16 protein-coding genes, 1 tRNA gene and 1 pseudogene are annotated in these 17015 nt (G+C 59.2%); 13 read left to right on the forward strand and 5 right to left on the reverse strand.

The genetic code is table 11. The annotated features are described in order from the left end of the window. Positions 1 to 8: 8 nt before the first annotated feature. A complete protein-coding gene (gene trpD / locus RHIBUN_RS0120305) occupies positions 9 to 1025 on the reverse strand; it encodes an anthranilate phosphoribosyltransferase (RefSeq protein WP_018855001.1) in 1017 nt (338 codons plus the stop codon). Positions 1026 to 1041: 16 nt separating this feature from the next. Continuing rightward, a complete protein-coding gene (locus RHIBUN_RS0120310) occupies positions 1042 to 2934 on the reverse strand; it encodes a peptidylprolyl isomerase (protein WP_025660967.1) in 1893 nt (630 codons plus the stop codon). A 217-nt stretch (positions 2935 to 3151) separates the two neighbouring features. Here RHIBUN_RS0120310 and RHIBUN_RS0120315 point away from each other — a divergent pair, with 217 nt between their 5' ends. Next, positions 3152 to 3433: a hypothetical protein gene (locus tag RHIBUN_RS0120315; RefSeq protein ID WP_007793703.1), complete on the forward strand. Its 282-nt coding sequence runs from the start codon at positions 3152 to 3154 to the stop codon at positions 3431 to 3433. Positions 3434 to 3494: 61 nt separating this feature from the next. Here the strand turns inward: RHIBUN_RS0120315 and RHIBUN_RS0120320 are convergent, their stop codons facing one another. Beyond that, a complete protein-coding gene (locus RHIBUN_RS0120320; RefSeq protein ID WP_025660968.1) occupies positions 3495 to 3746 on the reverse strand; it encodes a GlsB/YeaQ/YmgE family stress response membrane protein in 252 nt (83 codons plus the stop codon). A gap of 782 nt (positions 3747 to 4528) precedes the next feature. Here RHIBUN_RS0120320 and RHIBUN_RS0120325 point away from each other — a divergent pair. Beyond that, positions 4529 to 4735: a hypothetical protein gene (locus RHIBUN_RS0120325; protein WP_018855004.1), complete on the forward strand. Its 207-nt coding sequence runs from the start codon at positions 4529 to 4531 to the stop codon at positions 4733 to 4735. A 405-nt stretch (positions 4736 to 5140) separates the two neighbouring features. Beyond that, positions 5141 to 5326: a hypothetical protein gene (locus RHIBUN_RS37380; RefSeq protein WP_169683850.1), complete on the forward strand. Its 186-nt coding sequence runs from the start codon at positions 5141 to 5143 to the stop codon at positions 5324 to 5326. A 65-nt stretch (positions 5327 to 5391) separates the two neighbouring features. On the opposite strand, the gene RHIBUN_RS0120330 is transcribed toward RHIBUN_RS37380, so the two are convergent. Then, positions 5392 to 5467: transfer RNA gene (locus RHIBUN_RS0120330), tRNA-Lys, on the reverse strand. A gap of 442 nt (positions 5468 to 5909) precedes the next feature. On the opposite strand from RHIBUN_RS0120330, the gene RHIBUN_RS0120335 reads away from it, so the two are divergent. From RHIBUN_RS0120335 to RHIBUN_RS0120360, 5 genes are all read left to right on the forward strand, one after another. Continuing rightward, positions 5910 to 6101, forward strand: coding sequence for a hypothetical protein (locus RHIBUN_RS0120335; protein ID WP_018855005.1), 192 nt, complete (start codon positions 5910 to 5912; stop codon positions 6099 to 6101). 355 nt (positions 6102 to 6456) lie between these two features. Then, on the forward strand, positions 6457 to 7749 hold the full coding sequence (locus RHIBUN_RS0120345) for an efflux RND transporter periplasmic adaptor subunit (protein ID WP_025660969.1): 1293 nt from the start codon (positions 6457 to 6459) through the stop codon (positions 7747 to 7749). A gap of 12 nt (positions 7750 to 7761) precedes the next feature. Next, positions 7762 to 8478, forward strand: a complete 717-nt coding sequence (locus RHIBUN_RS0120350; protein WP_025660970.1) for an ABC transporter ATP-binding protein — start codon at positions 7762 to 7764, stop codon at positions 8476 to 8478. Next, positions 8468 to 9676: an ABC transporter permease gene (locus tag RHIBUN_RS0120355; protein ID WP_018855009.1), complete on the forward strand. Its 1209-nt coding sequence runs from the start codon at positions 8468 to 8470 to the stop codon at positions 9674 to 9676. The genes RHIBUN_RS0120350 and RHIBUN_RS0120355 overlap by 11 nt, the downstream gene beginning before the upstream one ends. Before the next feature lie 247 nt (positions 9677 to 9923). Then, positions 9924 to 10541, forward strand: coding sequence for a GntR family transcriptional regulator (locus tag RHIBUN_RS0120360; RefSeq protein WP_025660971.1), 618 nt, complete (start codon positions 9924 to 9926; stop codon positions 10539 to 10541). A gap of 45 nt (positions 10542 to 10586) precedes the next feature. Here the strand turns inward: RHIBUN_RS0120360 and RHIBUN_RS0120365 are convergent, their stop codons facing one another. After that, positions 10587 to 11399, reverse strand: coding sequence for a ferredoxin--NADP reductase (locus RHIBUN_RS0120365; RefSeq protein ID WP_025660972.1), 813 nt, complete (start codon positions 11397 to 11399; stop codon positions 10587 to 10589). Between the two features lie 247 nt (positions 11400 to 11646). On the opposite strand from RHIBUN_RS0120365, the gene pcsA reads away from it, so the two are divergent. From pcsA to RHIBUN_RS0120390, 5 genes and pseudogenes are all read left to right on the forward strand, one after another. Further along, positions 11647 to 12375, forward strand: coding sequence for a phosphatidylcholine synthase (gene pcsA, locus RHIBUN_RS0120370; protein WP_025660973.1), 729 nt, complete (start codon positions 11647 to 11649; stop codon positions 12373 to 12375). 9 nt (positions 12376 to 12384) lie between these two features. Further along, positions 12385 to 13364: pseudogene (locus tag RHIBUN_RS33645) on the forward strand (quinone oxidoreductase). A 42-nt stretch (positions 13365 to 13406) separates the two neighbouring features. Beyond that, the gene (locus tag RHIBUN_RS0120380) at positions 13407 to 14981 is read left to right on the forward strand and encodes an ABC transporter ATP-binding protein (protein ID WP_025660974.1); all 1575 of its coding nucleotides are present in this window, start codon (positions 13407 to 13409) and stop codon (positions 14979 to 14981) included. Then, positions 14971 to 16056 carry an ABC transporter permease gene (locus RHIBUN_RS0120385; RefSeq protein ID WP_025660975.1) on the forward strand — a complete coding sequence of 362 codons (1086 nt, stop codon included), beginning with the start codon at positions 14971 to 14973 and terminating at the stop codon, positions 16054 to 16056. Before RHIBUN_RS0120380 ends, RHIBUN_RS0120385 begins: the two co-directional genes overlap by 11 nt. Then, the gene (locus RHIBUN_RS0120390) at positions 16053 to 16973 is read left to right on the forward strand and encodes an ABC transporter permease (protein ID WP_018855016.1); all 921 of its coding nucleotides are present in this window, start codon (positions 16053 to 16055) and stop codon (positions 16971 to 16973) included. The genes RHIBUN_RS0120385 and RHIBUN_RS0120390 overlap by 4 nt, the downstream gene beginning before the upstream one ends. The last annotated feature ends 42 nt before the right edge of the window (positions 16974 to 17015 follow it).

Consider the following 17015-nt stretch of genomic DNA (forward strand, 5'->3'; position numbering starts at 1 on the left):
GCTCTATCCTAGTCGATGTCGTTCGACACGGCGACGAGTTTATCGAGGGCTGCCGCCGTCGCACCGCTATCCAGCGATTGCGCAGCAAGCCGCATGCCATCCTTCAGCATCTCAGCCTTGCCGGAGATCACCAGCGAGGCCGCTGCGTTGGCGAGCGCGATATCGCGGTACGCGTTCTTTGCGCCGCTCAGGACGTCGCGCAGCGCCGCCGCATTCACCACGCCGTCGCCACCCTTGATGGCTTCCAGCCGGCAAGGCTCAACGCCGAAATCCGCGGGCGACAGTTCGAAGGTGCGGATCTTGCCGCCCTCGAGTGCCGCGACGCTCGTCTGTCCCGTCGTGGTGATTTCGTCGAGGCCGTTGCCGTGGACAACCCACACGCTTTCCGAGCCGAGATCGCGCATGACCTCGGCAATCGGAACGACCCACTGCGGCGCGTAGACGCCAAGCAACTGGCGGCGGACACCGGCCGGATTGGAGAGAGGGCCAAGCAGATTGAAGATGGTGCGCGTGCCAAGTTCGACACGCGTGGGTCCAACGTGACGCATCGCAGAGTGATGCTGCTGGGCAAACATGAAGCCCACGCCAGCTTCGCGAATGCAGCGCGAGATCACCTCGGGCGTTACATCCAGCTTGACGCCGAGGGCAGCGAGGCTGTCGGCGGCGCCCGATTTCGAGCTCAGTGCCCGATTGCCATGCTTTGCAACAGGGACACCCGCACCGGCCACGATAAGGGCAGCCAGCGTCGAGATATTGTAGGTCCCGCTTGCGTCACCGCCGGTCCCGACGATGTCGATTGCATCCGCCGGGGCATCGACGGTCAGCATCTTGGAGCGCATCGTCGTCACAGCGCCGACAATCTCGTCGACCGTCTCACCGCGGACGCGCAATGCCATCAGGAAGCCCCCGATCTGCGAAGGGGTTGCCTGACCGGACATCAGTATGTCGAAGGCCTCGCGGGCCTCCTCACGTGTCAGAGGCTCGCGGCTTGCAGCCTTCGCCAAAAGCGGCTTCAGATCGGTCATGCGCTTAATGTTCCCCTTAGCGGACTGCCGCCTGTTCGGCGAGAGGTTGATTGACCGATGCGCCGTACTGCGTCTGCAGCAGGTTGACCATCTGATCGAGAATGTCGTCGCCGGCTGCGTTTGCCGTTGCGGTGATCTGTTGGTCCTGGTTGTTGAGAACGTCACCCGTCGGTTCCGTGTTGACTTCAGTGACCTTGAGCAGGATCTGGGTAGTCGGATCGCCGCCAACAGCGCTGGCAATGGTGTCGATCGGGCCGGAGAACGCGGCAATGACACCAGCTCTGCCGAGAACGGCATCGTCGGTGCCGCGGGTGATACCACTCTTGCTTTCAACCGTAATGCCGAGCGGCGCCGCGATATCGGCCAGCGATGTTCCCTTCTGCGCCTGCTGCTTCAGCTCTTCGGCTTTTTTGGCGAGTTCGAGCTTCTGCTGTTCGGCGGTCCAGTCGGCGATTGCCTTATCCTTCACTTCGCTGAGCGGCCGATCACGCTCCGGCGTGATGTCGCGGACGTCGAACCAAAGATAGCCGTCGGTGCCGATCGAGAGGGAAGGAGCGTCTGCCCCAGCCTCAGTCTTGAAGGCAGCCCCAAGAACCTGCTGCTTGGCCGGAATATCCTTGACCTCGTTGCCGTCCCTATCGAGACCGGTCGCATCGACGGCGTCGATCACGATCGCCTTGAGCTTGAGCTGCTCTGCAATCTGTTCCAGCGTCGAGCCCGACCCGCGCAGATCCTCGATCTGATCGTGAACGTTGATGAGTTCCTGCGAGGCGTTGGAAACGGCCAATTGCTTGCGGATCTCTTCCTTGACCTCGTCAAGGGTCTTGACGCTCTCGGGCTTGATGTTGCTGACACGGACGATGACCGGGCCGAAGGTGCCATCGACAACGGGCGTCGTTCCGCCATCCTTCGAGACGGCGAAGGCCGCATCCGCGATCGCCTGATCCGGCACCTTGTCCTTGGAGAACTCGCCCAGGAACACGTCCGCTGCCGTCTTGCCCTGATCGGTCACCAGTTGATCGAACGTCGTGCCGGTCTTCAGCGCGGCCAGCGCGGCATTGGCAAGATCCTTGTTCTGGAAGGTCAACTGCTCGATCGTACGGGCCTCTGGCGTGCGGAAGCTCTCCTTTCGCTTTTCGAAATCCTCGCGGATCTGGTCGTCCGTAACGGAGGCGGCATCGGCGATGTCTTCCGGTTGCAGCTTCAGGAACGCGATCTTGCGGTATTCCGGCGCGCGGAAGCGCGTCTTGGCGCCTTCGAACCACTTGGCGAGGACATCCTCGGCAGGCGCCTTGATCGGCTCGATATTGGCGTTGGTCAGCAGCAGGTAATCGATACCGCGACTTTCCTGGCGGTAAAGCTTGAGCGCATCGACGAGCGTTTTCGGCGCCGTGAAGCCGTTCGATACTGCGTCGACGATCTGGCTCCGAACGGCGACCTTGCTGCGCTCCTTGATGTAATCATCTTCGCGGATGCCGGCATTGCGCAGGCGCGACGTAAAGAGGGTACGGTCGAACTGGCCATTCACCGCCTTGAAGGCTGGATCGTCGCCGATCAGCTGCGCAAGCCGATCCTGCGACAGGCCAAGGTTCATGTCTTCCGCCAACTGATCGAGCGATGCGCCGGCGACCAACTGTGCCAGAACCTGCTGCTCCACACCGAAGGCCCGGGCCTGCTCGGGTGTCAGGCGCATGCCGAACTGCTGGCTGAGATTTGCGACCTGCCGCTGGTAGGCCAGGCGAAACTCGTTGACGTCGACGTGCTGGTCTCCGACGCTGACAACCGTCGTGCTCGTGCCGCCCGATATCAGTGAGCGCGACACGCCCCAAATACCAAAAGAGGCGACAAGTAGCAGCATGAGGAGCTTGGCAACCCAGGTGTGAGCAGCTCTTCGCAGAAGATCGAACATCGAAACGCAAACCTCGCATTATATTCGCCCGTTCGCGGGCAAAGCTTTTGACGTTCCTTAGAACAAAGCCAGCAGGAAATGAAGGGTTATCGCACGAAAACATCTGCGCTATATGTGCAGTCATACTGGAGCGCCTGGCGCCGCAAAAGAGACCGGACATCGGAACCTTTCCCAGCACTAATTCGTTGAAGAGCATCCGGAAAAAGAGGAGCAGACCATGGCCGATATGAAAACCGCCTCCGCCCAGTCCGCAACCGCGCGTGTGAAGGCGGAGATCGCGGCAGACGATCTTTCCGCACAGGTCGCCGCATTGCGCGAAGACCTTGCACGCCTGTCCGAAAGCGTTGTGGCGCTTGGACACGGCGCCAAGACCGCCGTCGCCGATGAGGCATCGGTCATGACGGAACGGCTGCGCGACAAGGTAAGGGAGGAACCTATCTTCGCGCTCGCCGTGACAGCCGGCGTCGCTTACCTTTTCGGATTGATGAGCCGTCGATAGATCGAACGGCGTTTGACCAGGCAAGGGCCGGGCGTGTTGACGCCCGGCTTTTGGTTTTTAACTAGCGACGAATGACTCGCCCAACGGCAATGAGCAGGCACGCGCCGACGAAGCCAGCAATCAAATACCCGAGCCAGCCGGCAAGCGCGATGCCCAGCCCAGAGAGGATGGCGTTCGCAACGATCGCGCCCACAATGCCAAGAATGATGTTCATCAACAGGCCCATGTTGCTGTTCATGAACTTTTCCGCCAGCCACCCGGCAATGCCGCCGATAATGATAGCCGCTACCCAACCTACGCCTGCGTCTTCCATATGATTTTCCTTCCAGAGAAACTACGAAGTCAACGCTTGAGGCAGAAATTGAGGCCTCTGTAACGGCCGGGGCAGTGCATGGCAGAAGAGGTATGCTTTTGGCAGCGTAAGGCAGGTCGAACGCAAAGGCTGCGCAAATGTCCAATGCCGGCAGTCAGACTCAATTCCCCCGAGAGAAAAGATAGGCGATCCGTTTGGTTGCGCAACGCAAATGTGTTCGCCCTAAAACGAGGACAACGGCGGCAAAGTCTGTGCGATCGACCTCACATCCCTTCAAACACACTTTCCGAACAATCTTCGACGGCCACCCCCTTAACGCAACCACAACCACTGGACGTCCCTTTGCAAAACACTCGACGTGGTGTCGAGTGCGCCTTGAGAGATGCTGAATGGTTCCGCTAGGCAGGCACAAATTCGTCAGCTGCCAAGTCGCGAACAAAACAGCGTATCACGGGGTCATCACGTTTTGACGACAACGTCGGAAATGCATACCAATCGTCGTACTTTCCGGTATATCAGTCGCGTAGGAATAATACCAATATGCGATCAGTTTTGTTCCGGAAGACGAGCCCGGAGCTCTCTCGTCGGATGGCGCCCGCAAAACCCATCACACTTCCGTGATGGTTTCAGATGGCTGATTATACCGAGAATCGCTTTGCCGACCCCGCTTGTGTCATCGAAAAAGCTCATTCTCAACGAAATCGCGCGTTTCCTTAAGCATTTGCTTGCTCAACCTGCAATCTATGTCATGGTAGCTTCCTCACATGAGAGGGGTTCTAGCTATGATTAATCTTCAATCGGTTCGTAATGACACTACTCATGATCAACGCCTGCTCGATTGCCGCGCCGATGTTGAACCCGCGCTCCATCAGATCATCCGCGATGCGCAACTAAAGGGGTGGGCGCCGGCGGAAGTGGCGATGGCAATAGCGGATGCAGCGGATGACTACATTCTGTTGTTGGCCAGCAGGAAGGCGACGTCGCATTGATAGGCGTCACATTGCTAATGGGGCGAGGACGAGGACACCGGATCTGCGGGCAAGGCAGCAGCATTTGCCCGCAGGAAAGATCTCCGCACGTCCAGGCATCGCGGCACCGGGGTAGTGAATAGCGTTTCCAGCACGCCAGTAGAGTGATGACATCACGGAGTGGAGTTCAACCCACTACCTACAGGAAGAAAATCTGCGACCTGTCGAATAAAATCAGGTGAGTTTCGCTTCATCGTGCCTCACGCCGCATAGCGATGCCCCAGAGGATCTGGAACTCGCCGGCGGTAGCGGATTCGTGAACTGTGCCGTGGCAAAGGGCCGTAATTCTCGCCCGGGCTTGCGATGACACGCTAGATTGCGCGCGCGGCGGTGAGCAATGGCCCTCCCGGAGGAGCGCGGACGCACATATTTCTCACATTTCTGGCGGCCGTGGCGCTGATCGGCCTTTCCACAATCACCTCAGCCTGCACCACAAACCCTGATCAGACCTCATCAATCGGGTCGTCATCGGCCTATCTACGCGATCGCTCTGTAAATCCAGCCTGTGCAGATGGGTTCAGACCTAGTAACGGCCGCCCGTGCAGCTATTAGACACGAACGTGGTGCGAGGACGCAAGGCAGTCGCCGTCCCAAACTATACTAAGTCTTTGATTTCATGGTGAGAGCGTCGGGGTTCGAACCCGAGACCTACTGATTAAAAGTCAGTTGCTCTACCGGCTGAGCTACGCTCTCCCTGAAGCCGAGCGGTGCGTCCGGCTGGAAGTGCGCGGAACATATGCAGGTGCCCCATTGCGGTCAACCAAAAAATCACCGTTCCCTGTGCATTAGGCACATTTCTTGCGACTAGGCCTGAAAAGGCGGCCCCTGGAAACGGCCAAAAAGAAAAGCGCCCGAAGGCGCTTTGTAAAAGTTGGGGGAAACGAGGTCATGAACCGGGCGGACGAAAGTTCGAATATAGTGTTGACGACCCGGAGAAAGCGGAAAAATCCGGGTATACTTTCGCGCCGCCGAGTCCGCTTGGCTCGGCTCACAATCTCAGCATATAAATGCGCGACGGATCAGAAGGTTCCACCGAAAAAGATTTAATCGAATCAATCCTTTCCGAGGCTGGTCGATACCTTCACAAAGTCACATGACGCTCTAGCTAGCTCCTTGTACAGACAAGGAGACTGCGATGACCAGCGTGACCACACCCACAACGACCACCCGAAAAGTGTTGCGCGGGCGACCTTACAGCCTCGGTGAGTTTGCCAGGAAGTATAGACTAGAGGAAACCGAAGCAAAGCGGCTCTATGAGAAGTTCGGGCCATCGGCCACGGAACTCGATCTGCTCATGGCCGCCAAGCGGCGTCTACCGGTTCATTGATGGTTCTATCAAACGCATAAGGACTGCAGCAAATCGAGTTGATTCGCTTTTGTCGCCGTTGCGGTGTGGCCATCACTCGGTCAGTCCGGCGAGGGGCTGCAGCTCTCCACGACGGTTCTGCAGTTTCAGCGGCTGCAGATCGAAGAGGTCGAAGGCCAGCTTAAGAGCGACGGCCAATACAAAGCGAATCCTCTCGGTCCCATTTCAGCCTACGGAAACTGAACTTTCATTACCAAGATTTCATTTCATTCGACCGTCATTTCGTGCCAATCCGGGCCGATGCTAATCTGCCGTTCAGCTTCGACATGATCATCTTGCTGGCGGCTGCGTTGGCAGCATGTTGATCGAGGCCGGAATGAACGACGTCAAGACTATGCACGAAACCAAGCCGACCAAGGCGAGCGCCGACCTGGCGACCGTCCTTGCGGCTTCACGCAAACAGTCGAAGGGCCGTTGGCGTGGTCGCCTATTGGTATTGCTTCTGCTGATTCTTGCGGCCGGCGGGGTGGCCTATTTCTATGCGCGGCAAGAAGGCAACCAATACAGCTACGCCACTCAACCTATCAAACGCGGCGACCTGACCGTGCTGGTTACGGCAACCGGATCCGTGCAGCCGACAGAGCAAGTGGATATATCAAGCGAGCTGTCGGGAACGGTTCGCGAGGTGAACGTCGACTATAACAGCGAGGTCAAGGCCGGCGAGGTTCTTGCCGCTCTCGATACGAACAAGCTTGAGGCGGACGTCAAGAGTTCGCGGGCGAAACTCGATTCGGCCAAAGCGAATGTCGTGAAGGCGACCGCCGACCTCGAGTCGGCCCAGAGCTCGTTCCAGCGAGCCCGCAACCTCGTTCAGAGCAACGTTTCTACGCAGCAGAGCCTCGAAGATGCGCGCTACAAGTTCGATTCCGCGGTTGCCGCAAAGGACATCAACGTCGCTGCCGTGCTCTCTGCGGAGGCCGATCTGCGGCTGGCCGAAGTCAACCTCGCCAAGGCGAAGATCGTCTCGCCGATCAACGGCGTGATTCTCACGCGTTCGGTCGATCCCGGCGCAACGGTCGCAGCGTCCTTGTCCGCGCCGGTGCTGTTCGTCATCGCCGGCGATCTGCGGAAGATGGAACTGCAGGTCGATGTCGACGAGGCCGATGTCGGTCAGATTGCCGTCGGCCAGAAGGCGACGTTCACGGTTGATGCCTATCCCAACCGGACCTTTCCGGCCGAGATCAAGCAGATTCGATTTGCATCCGAGACCACGAACAACGTCGTGACCTACAAGGCGATCCTGTCGGTCGACAATGCTGACCTGTTACTGCGTCCTGGCATGACCGCGACGGCTGATGTCACCGTTGAGGCAGTCGAGAATACCCTGATGATCCCAAATTCGGCCCTTCGCTATGCCCCCCCGGCTGCAGAGTCTCCCCGCGGCCGCGGCATCTTCGGCCTGCTCCGACCACCGCGCATGGGGCCACGGAGCGGCAACCAAGGCGAAGCCCTGACCGGAGCAAAGCGGCGCGTATGGCTGCTGAAAGCAGGCAAGCCGGCACCAGTGATCATCCAGGTGGGGTCTTCCGACGGGCAATTCACTCAGATCGTTTCCGGTGACCTGAAGGAAAGCGATGCGGTGATTACCGACGCTACGCAGGCGAAGTAGGCGAGGCTCACGATGCAGAGCCCGGCACTTATCGAATTCAAGCAGGTCTCGAAGATCTATGGTCAGGGAGAGGCGGCCATCCGCGCCCTCGACCGGGTGGATCTGTCGATCCGCGAACACGAATTCGTCGCCATCATGGGACCTTCCGGCTCGGGCAAGTCGACGGCCATGAACATTCTTGGTTGTCTCGATGTGCCCACCGACGGCGACTACATTTTCCAAGGCGTCTCAACACAGGGCTTCGACCGCAGCCAACTGACATTGCTGCGCCGTCATATGCTCGGCTTCGTATTCCAGGGGTTCAACCTGCTGCCGCGCACCTCGGCGTTGGAGAATGTCGAGTTGCCGCTGATCTATCGCGGCATGCATGCAAGCGAGCGCCACAGCAAGGCCAAGGAGGCGCTCGGGCTTGTGGGGCTTTCCGGGCGTGAGCATCACAAGACGCAGGAACTGTCCGGCGGCCAGCAGCAACGTGTCGCGATTGCCCGGGCGATCGTGACCGAGCCCTCGCTGCTTCTCGCGGATGAGCCAACCGGCAATCTGGACACGAAGACCAGCGTCGAGATCATGCACCTGATGACGCGACTGAACCGCGAACAGGGCATCACGATCGTCATGGTCACGCACGAGCCCGATATTGCTGCCTACGCTCAGCGCCTGCTGCGTTTCATAGACGGCAAGCTCGAGACCGAGGTCGAGCATCGCGGGAGGGCGGATCATGTTCTTTGAGACGCTGAAACTTGCGCTGCGTGCGATCAGCCGGAACATGCTTCGTTCCTTCCTCACGGTGCTCGGCGTGGTCATCGGGGTGGCGGCCGTCATCGCGTTGGTGACGATCGGCAATGGTACGACCGCCCAGGTTTCGGCCGAGCTTTCACGGCTCGGCACCAACATGCTGTTTGCGCGCCCGGGTCAGTTCGGTCCTGGTCGCCCAAGCTCGGAAGCACGCCGCTTCACGATCAAGGACGTCGACGCCATTCGCGATCAGGTCAATGGCCTGCGCGCCGCGGCGCCGCTCAATCAGACGACCGCGACCGTCATCTACGGCGGGCAGAGCCACTCGACGACCGTGATGGGGACGAACAACGACTACTTCATCGCGCAGGACTGGGACATGGCGATCGGCCGCACCTTTGACGCGGCGGAAGAACGCGGACGCCCGCGCTGCATCCTCGGAGAAACGGTACGCTCGCAACTCTTCGGCGCCGCCGATCCCACGGGACAGCAGATTCGCGTCGGCAAGGTTTCGTGCAGCATCATCGGCGTCCTTGCCAAGCGCGGCCAGTCCGGCATGGGCAACGATCAGGACGATGTCGTCGTCATGCCCGTCAAGGTCTATCAACGCCGGGTCGGCGGCAAAGCGAACGCCAATGTCCAGATGATCGTGATCTCGGCGCGCGACGGGGTGTCGACATCGAAAGTTCAGACCGAAACCGAAAACCTGCTTCGGGAGCGGCGCAAGATCGTACCGGGACGTGACGATGACTTCAGCGTCAATGACATGACGCAGATTGCTGACGCAATGACCGGTACCACGACACTGTTGACCAGCTTGCTCGGAGCGGTCGCCGCGATCAGCCTGCTTGTCGGCGGGATCGGGATCATGAACATCATGCTGGTGTCAGTGACCGAGCGCACCCGCGAGATCGGCATACGCCTGGCGATCGGCGCACTGGAAAACCAGGTGCTGCTGCAGTTCCTTGTCGAGGCGGTGGCACTCTCCGTGTTTGGTGGGATCGCAGGGATTTTGCTGGGGGTCAGCCTTGGTTATGGAGCAGTGACCGTGCTGAAGGTGCCGTTCGTGGTCAGCCCCACGATGATCGCTGTGGCGTTCGCGTTCTCCGCCGCGATAGGGATGGTCTTCGGTTACTTCCCCGCTCGCAGTGCGGCGCAGCTCAACCCGATCGACGCATTGAGGCACGAGTGATCGGAGGCGCCTGGTTTCGGCCGGGCCGCTGCTCTGCATGCCTCATAGGGTTAGGCGCTCGGCGCTGGCCAGCGCTCTTGCGTCACCACTCGCTGCAAGGCCATTTGCCATTTCACCGTGATTGAGAAGACGCATCGCCGGAAGATCCAGGCGCTCCCGCGGCTTGCCGTTCGAAAGAACGCTGATATATCATTAACGTTACAGTCGCTTCGCAACACGCATACACTTTCTGGAGCCGAATACGCGGATGCAGAACTCACTCAGCCACCGTGCCTATCTCACCCTGGAACATGCGATCGTGACGCTGACGTTGCAGCCGGGCGCCTTGGTTACCGAGAAGCATCTGATCGACCTTGCCGGTCACGGACGCACGCCGGTGCGCGAAGCGATCCAGAAGCTGGCGTGGCAAGGGCTCATCGTGGTGAAGCCGCGTGTCGGGCTGCAGGTGGCCGAAATCAAGCCGACGGACCATGAGAACGTCATGCAGGTTCGCCGCGAGCTCGAGCCGATCGCTGCCGCCCTGGCAGCCGACTTTGCGACATCAGAGCAGCGCAGGGAACTGGGTGAATGTGCCCAGACGATGGAAATGTCCGCCACGACCGGCGACTTGGCGGCATTCTTCGCCGCGGACAAGACCTTTGACGAAATCCTGGAAGAAGCCTGCCCGAACAGTTTCATAACATCGGCGCTCGGACCGGTTCAGACCCATTCCCGTCGGCTCTGGTCTGCATCCAGCAGTCCCGACAGGATGGATCAATCCATGTCTCTGCACGTCGAGGTCATACGGGCCATTCAGCAGGGCAGATCCCAGGACGCCAACCGGACGATGGGCGCCCTCATCAAGTATCTCAGTGGCCACAATTGAAAACGGCCCCATTTCGGGGCCGTGAACGCTTCTATCTTGGCTGATTTAGCCGACGAATGCCCGCTCGATAACGAACTCCGCCGGCTTGCTGTTTGCGCCCTCGTTGAGGCCAGCCTTTTCCAGCAGTTCCTTGGTATCTTTCAGCATCGCCGAGGACCCGCAGATCATACCGCGATCGATTGATGGATCGAGCGGCGGAACGCCGAGATCGGTGAAAAGCTTGCCCGCCGAGATCAAATCCGTGATGCGGCCGCGATAGGCGAAGTCTTCGCGGGTGACCGTCGCGTAGTGGCGCAGCTTGTCGCCGACTATCTCCTGCAGAAGTTCGTCGTTCTTGATTTCCTCGACGAGATCGAAGCCGTACTTCAGTTCCGCTACGTCGCGGGTCGTGTGCGTGAGGATGACTTCCTCGTACTTCTCGTAGGTTTCTGGATCGCGGATCAGGCTCGCGAAGGGGGCGATACCGGTGCCGGTCGAAAACATATAGAGACGACGGCCGGGCGTCAGCGCGTCAAGCACCAGCGTGCCCGTCGGCTTCTTGCGCATCAGAACCTGGTCGCCTGGCTTGATCGCCTGCAGATGCGAGGTCAGCGGACCATCCGGGACCTTGATCGAGAAAAACTCCAGCTCCTCCGCCCAAGCGGGGCTTGCGATCGAATAGGCGCGGAAAATCGGCTTGCCTTCGACCATCAGCCCGATCATCGCGAATTCGCCGGACCGGAAACGGAAACCCTGCGGGCGCGTCATCGTGAACCGGAACAAGCGGTCCGTATAATGCGTCACGCTAAGCACGGTTTCGGCATAGACTCCGGCCGGAATCGGGGAGGCGAAGTCTTCGGTCTTTGCAGGGGCGTTCATTTCGGTATCGGATCCCGTATTCATCGCACAATGTTATCGATGCCAGCGAGATATTACAAATAGTGTCGGGATTAAAGGTATTCCATTCTTTCTCATGCGACTTGAACGAAATATGCGTGTCATCGTCAGGATTTCTGCCCCTTGCGTCGCTTCGTCGCTTTTGCGCTGGCGAAGCGAAGCAAAGGATGCATATTAAGCCAAAAACCGCGTCTGCCATGCGCGGACGCCATAGGCTGCTCGGGGAAACATGAAGATTTTCAATTACAAGCGCGTACCTTACGCGGAGATGCGCGCATTTTCCGTCCATATTCTGACGGCATCCGGATCTTTTCTCGCGTTCCTCGGCGTGGTCGCTGCTGCCGAGCACCGGTTCATCGACATGTTCTGGTGGCTCGGCCTTGCGCTTCTAGTTGACGGTATCGACGGACCGATTGCTCGCAAGGTGAGCGTCAAGGAGGTGCTGCCAAACTGGTCGGGCGATACGCTCGACAATATCATTGACTATGTCACCTACGTTCTATTGCCGGCCTTTGCCCTCTACCAGAGTGGCATGATCGGCGAACCATGGTCCTTCGTGGCGGCAGGCATGATCGTCGTATCGAGTGCAATCTACTACGCGGATACCGGAATGAAGACGGACGAGTACTTCTTCTCCGGCTTCCCAGTAGTCTGGAACATGATCGTCTTTACGCTTTTCGTCATCGATGCCAGCGCGATCACAGCACTTGTCGTCGTCATCGTTTCCGTCATCCTGACCTTCCTGCCGATCAATTTTCTCCATCCTGTCCGCGTCCAGCGCCTGCGTCCGCTCAACCTCGGTGTTTTCTTCCTATGGTCGGCGCTCGGAATGTATGCGCTTCTGACGCATTTCGTGATCCCGCAGTGGGCGCTTGTCCTCTTTATCCTCAGCGGTATCTACCTCTACTGCGTCGGCGCCGTGCTGCAGTTCTTCCCGGCGCTTGGACGTAGAACCTAGGAGAAGACGATGGCAAAGACGCAGGCGGTCTCATTCAGCAGGACCGGTGGACCCGAGGTTCTTGAGTATGTCGATATCGACCTGCCGCCGCCCGCGCAGGCGAAGTGCAGATCAAGCATGCAGCCATCGGCCTTAACTTCATAGACGTCTACTTCCGGACAGGTCTCTACAAGGCGCCGCATATGCCTTTCGTGACGGGCAAGGAGGCGGCTGGCACTGTCATCGCTGTCGGGCCTGATGTAGAGGATTTCAAAATTGGCGATCGGGTCGCCTATGCCGGTGCGGATGGCGCATACAGCGTCGAGCGGAACGTCGAGACCAAGCACCTCGTCAAGGTGCCGGATGGAATTCCCCTGGAAACCGCAGCCTCGATGATGTTGAAGGGAATGACTGCGGAATACCTGCTCAACCGGACATACAAGGTTGGCCCGGATACGACGATCCTGTTTCACGCCGCCGCCGGTGGCGTAGGCCTCATCGCAGGCCAATGGGCCAAGGCGCTCGGGGCAACGGTGATCGGCACCGCGGGGTCAGATAGCAAGGTGCGTTTGGCACTCGAGCATGGCTACGACTACGTTATCAACTATAACACCGAGAATTTTGTAGAGAGCGTGCGCGAGATCACCGGTGGGGCAGGGGTCCACGTCGCCTACGACTCGATTGGCCGCGACACGTTTCCGCAATCGCTCGACTGCCTGCGACGGTTCGGCATGTTCGTCTCGTTCGGCCAATCCTCAGGACCGATCGAGAACTTCACCCTTGCCATGCTCGCGCAGAAGGGATCGCTCTTTGCAACACGGCCCACGCTTTTCGCCTACATCGCAACACGCGAAGAGCTAACCAATTGTGCAAACGCGTTATTTGATGTTGTTTTGAGCAACAAAGTGCGTATCAATATCAACCAAACCTATCCATTGCGTGAAGTCGCACGGGCTCACATGGATCTGGAGTCCAGAAGAACTACCGGAACTACGCTGCTGATCCCATAATGACCCGAATGGGCAGGGTCGGCAGAGAGAAATGAGGGGAACGTGTCGTTATCTGATGTGCCGGGTTCCGGCGCGTTATTGTCTGTCCAGCAACTGACGAAACTCTTCGGCAGCTTTGCTGCCTGCAACCACATCGACCTCGATATCGCCCACGGCGAAATCCATGCTCTCCTTGGTGAAAACGGCGCCGGCAAATCGACGCTCGTCAAGATGCTGTTCGGCGTACTCGAACCGACCGAGGGCCATATCCTGTGGGAGGGCCAGCCGGTTTCGATCGGTTCGCCGGGTGATGCCCGCAAGCTCGGCATCGGCATGGTCTTTCAACACTTCTCGCTCTTTGAGGCGTTGACGGTTGCTGAAAACATCGCGCTTTCCCTTGATGACAGCATTCCGATCGGCAGGATTGCGGAAGAAGCAAGGGCGCTCTCGCGCGCCTATGGATTGCCGCTCGACCCTCATGCCCACGTCGCCGATCTTTCTGTCGGCGAACGCCAGCGCATCGAGATCGTGCGTGCGCTGCTGCAAAACCCCAAACTCATTATCCTCGATGAGCCGACTTCGGTGCTGACGCCGCAGGAGGCCGACAAGCTTTTCGAAACACTCTTCAAGCTGAAGGCGGAAGGCAAATCGGTCCTCTACATCAGTCATCGGCTCGAGGAGGTTCAGCGCATCTGCGACCGGGCGACCGTGTTGCGCAACGGAAGCGTCACCGGCGCCTGTGATCCACGCCAGGAAACGCCTGCCTCGCTTGCCCGCATGATGGTTGGCAGCGACGTCGCAACCGTCACTCATCCCGATCGGGGCAACAAGGGCGACGTGCAGCTTTCCGTCAGCAATCTTTCCGTCTCCGCCCGCACGCCCTTTGCCATGCCCCTCAAGGACGTATCCCTGACGGTTCGGTCGGGCGAGATCCTGGCGATTGCGGGTGTCGCCGGCAACGGCCAGGGCGAACTTTTCGATGCGCTCTCTGGAGAGTATCCCGTGAGCTCGCCGGATGCGATCACCATCCGCAAGAAGGCGGTGGGCACCCAGGGTATCACGGCACGGCGTCTGCTTGGCGCCGGGTTCGTGCCGGAAGAACGCCATGGCCATGCGGCCGTCTCCGCCATGAAGCTTTCCGACAACCTTGTGCTGGCGCGAAGCCAATCCGACCGCAGGGCCTTCCTCGGTGGTTCTTTTCTCAAAGTGATCCGTCGCGGTGCCGTCAAGTCCGCGACAAAGCGGATTGCCGACGCGATGGACGTGCGCAAGAGCGGAGAGGACCCTGCCGCAGGATCGCTTTCTGGCGGAAACCTGCAAAAGTTCATCGTTGGGCGTGAACTCGACCGACAACCGGCGGTTCTCGTTGTTAATCAGCCGACGTGGGGCGTCGACGCGGGAGCCGCGAGTCGCATTCGTCAGGCCCTCGTTGATCTGGCGCGCAAAGGCTCGGCAGTCGTCGTCATCAGCCAGGATCTTGACGAAATATTTGAAGTCGCAACGGAGATTGCCGTGATTTCTGAGGGGCGACTTTCGCAACCCTTCCCGGCGGGAGAACTGTCTCGAGAGAAGATTGGCCTTCTGATGGGCGGCCTGCACGAAGGCAAGACCGCGTCGGAGACGGCCAATGCGCATTGAGCTCGAGAAGCGGCCGCAAGCGTCGAAGCTCTATGGTTTCGTCTCACCGTTACTGGCATTGGTGCTGACGCTGATTGCCGGCGGGATCATGTTCGCCATTTTGGGCAAGAACCCCGTCGAAGCGCTGGATGCCTTCTTCCTCGAACCCTTGCTGGAAGTCTGGTCGCTGCATGAGCTTGCCGTTAAGGCAGCGCCCCTGATCATGATCGGCGTCGGGTTGGCGGTCTGCTATCGTTCCAATAACTGGAATATCGGCGCCGAGGGTCAATTTACGATCGGCGCGATTACTGGCTCGATCCTGCCGATCGTGTTTACAGAATGGCACTCGCCTCTCGTGCTGCCCTTGATGCTTGTCATGGGTGCGATCGGCGGTGCGTTGTTTGCGGCCATTCCAGCGCTGCTGAAGGCGCATTTCAATACCAACGAAATCCTGACGAGCCTAATGCTTGTCTATATTGCGCAGCTGTTTCTGGATTGGCTGATCCGCGGCGCCTGGCGCAATCCGCAAGGCTTCAACTTTCCCGAAAGCGTGCCGTTTCCACCCGAAGCCACACTGCCGGCGATCTGGGAAGAGTCCGGCCGCGCCCATTGGGCATTCGTGTTCGCGATTGTCGCAGCGCTTCTCGTCTGGTTCATGCTGAAATACACGCTGAGAGGATTCGAGATCGTGGTGCTCGGCCAGTCCGAGCGGGCAGGGCGCTTCGCCGGCTTTTCGTCCAAGAAGATGATCTGGTTCAGCTTTCTGTTCTCGGGGGCACTTGCAGGACTTGCCGGCATCTCCGAAGTATCGGGATCGATCGGACACCTGCAGCCTGCGATTTCTCCAGGCTACGGCTTCACGGCGATCATTGTCGCGTTTCTCGGACGCCTGAACCCACTCGGCATCATCGCATCCGGCCTTGTGCTCGCGCTGACTTACCTCGGCGGCGAGGCGGCGCAGCTTTCGCTCGGCGTATCCGACAAGGTCACCCGCGTCTTCCAGGGCTTGCTGCTCTTCTTCGTGCTCTCCTGCGACACGCTCATCTACTACAAGATCCGTATCGTCTGGTTGCGGGTCCGGGGAGGCGTCGCGTGAGCATCTTCGAAGCTATTCTGCTGACCGTCATCACAGCGTCCACACCTCTCGTTATTGCAGCCTTGGGCGAACTCGTCGCCGAACGATCCGGTGTTCTAAACCTCGGCGTCGAGGGCATGATGATCATGGGGGCCGTCGCGGCCTTCGCCAGCGCTCAGATTTCGGGGTCTCCCTATATCGGGCTGCTGGGCGGCATCGTCGCCGGCGCACTGTTTTCACTGCTGTTCGGTTTCCTTACCCTCACGCTGGTCGCAAACCAGGTGGCGACTGGCCTGGCGTTGACGATCCTCGGCCTTGGGGTGTCGGGAATGCTGGGTGAGGGCTATGTTGGCGTACCGGGCGTTCGCCTCGCGCCGATCGTCATTCCTTACCTCTCTGACATTCCGCTCATCGGATCCGTCCTGTTCAGGCAGGATCTGACATTCTACCTGTCGCTGGCTTTGCTCTTCGGCGTGAGCTGGTTCCTGTTCCGCAGCCGCACCGGCCTGAAGCTGCGCGCGATCGGCGACAGTCACGGTTCAGCGCACGCTCTCGGCATCAGGGTCATCCGCACGCGCTACCTCGCCGTGATGTTCGGTGGTGCCTGCGCGGGGCTCGCCGGAGCGCAGCTTTCCCTCGTTTATACGCCGCAATGGGTGGAGAACATGTCTTCCGGCCGTGGCTGGATCACACTCGCCCTCGTCGTCTTCGCATCCTGGCGTCCATGGCGGGTTTTTGCCGGTGGCTACCTCTTCGGCGCGGTCACGATCCTGCAGCTTCATGCACAGGCTTTTGGCGTTGGAATTCCGGCCCAATTTCTGTCGATGCTCCCTTATGCTGCCACTATTGTGGTCCTTGTCATCATTTCTCATAATCGCCGTACGACGTTGATCAACACGCCTGCGTCGCTGGGAAAACCGTTCGTGCCGGAGCGCTAAACAGAAGAATGAGACGCGCTTCCGGAAATTACAAACTAAAAG

Origin of the sequence: Rhizobium sp. IBUN, from assembly GCF_000510625.1 — a bacterium.
GTDB classification, from domain to species: Bacteria; Pseudomonadota; Alphaproteobacteria; order Rhizobiales; family Rhizobiaceae; genus Rhizobium; species Rhizobium altiplani.

Coding starts and splice junctions, on each gene's coding strand:
- RHIBUN_RS0120365 (WP_025660972.1), bottom strand. CDS start 11,399: ATGAACGCCCCTGCAAAGACCGAAGACTTCGCCTCCCCGATTCCGGCC.
- pcsA (WP_025660973.1), top strand. CDS start 11,647: ATGAAGATTTTCAATTACAAGCGCGTACCTTACGCGGAGATGCGCGCA.
- RHIBUN_RS0120385 (WP_025660975.1), top strand. CDS start 14,971: ATGCGCATTGAGCTCGAGAAGCGGCCGCAAGCGTCGAAGCTCTATGGT.
- RHIBUN_RS0120345 (WP_025660969.1), top strand. CDS start 6,457: ATGAACGACGTCAAGACTATGCACGAAACCAAGCCGACCAAGGCGAGC.
- RHIBUN_RS0120310 (WP_025660967.1), bottom strand. CDS start 2,934: ATGTTCGATCTTCTGCGAAGAGCTGCTCACACCTGGGTTGCCAAGCTC.
- trpD (WP_018855001.1), bottom strand. CDS start 1,025: ATGACCGATCTGAAGCCGCTTTTGGCGAAGGCTGCAAGCCGCGAGCCT.
- RHIBUN_RS0120335 (WP_018855005.1), top strand. CDS start 5,910: ATGACCAGCGTGACCACACCCACAACGACCACCCGAAAAGTGTTGCGC.
- RHIBUN_RS0120325 (WP_018855004.1), top strand. CDS start 4,529: ATGATTAATCTTCAATCGGTTCGTAATGACACTACTCATGATCAACGC.
- RHIBUN_RS0120320 (WP_025660968.1), bottom strand. CDS start 3,746: ATGGAAGACGCAGGCGTAGGTTGGGTAGCGGCTATCATTATCGGCGGC.
- RHIBUN_RS0120355 (WP_018855009.1), top strand. CDS start 8,468: ATGTTCTTTGAGACGCTGAAACTTGCGCTGCGTGCGATCAGCCGGAAC.
- RHIBUN_RS0120360 (WP_025660971.1), top strand. CDS start 9,924: ATGCAGAACTCACTCAGCCACCGTGCCTATCTCACCCTGGAACATGCG.
- RHIBUN_RS0120315 (WP_007793703.1), top strand. CDS start 3,152: ATGGCCGATATGAAAACCGCCTCCGCCCAGTCCGCAACCGCGCGTGTG.
- RHIBUN_RS0120350 (WP_025660970.1), top strand. CDS start 7,762: ATGCAGAGCCCGGCACTTATCGAATTCAAGCAGGTCTCGAAGATCTAT.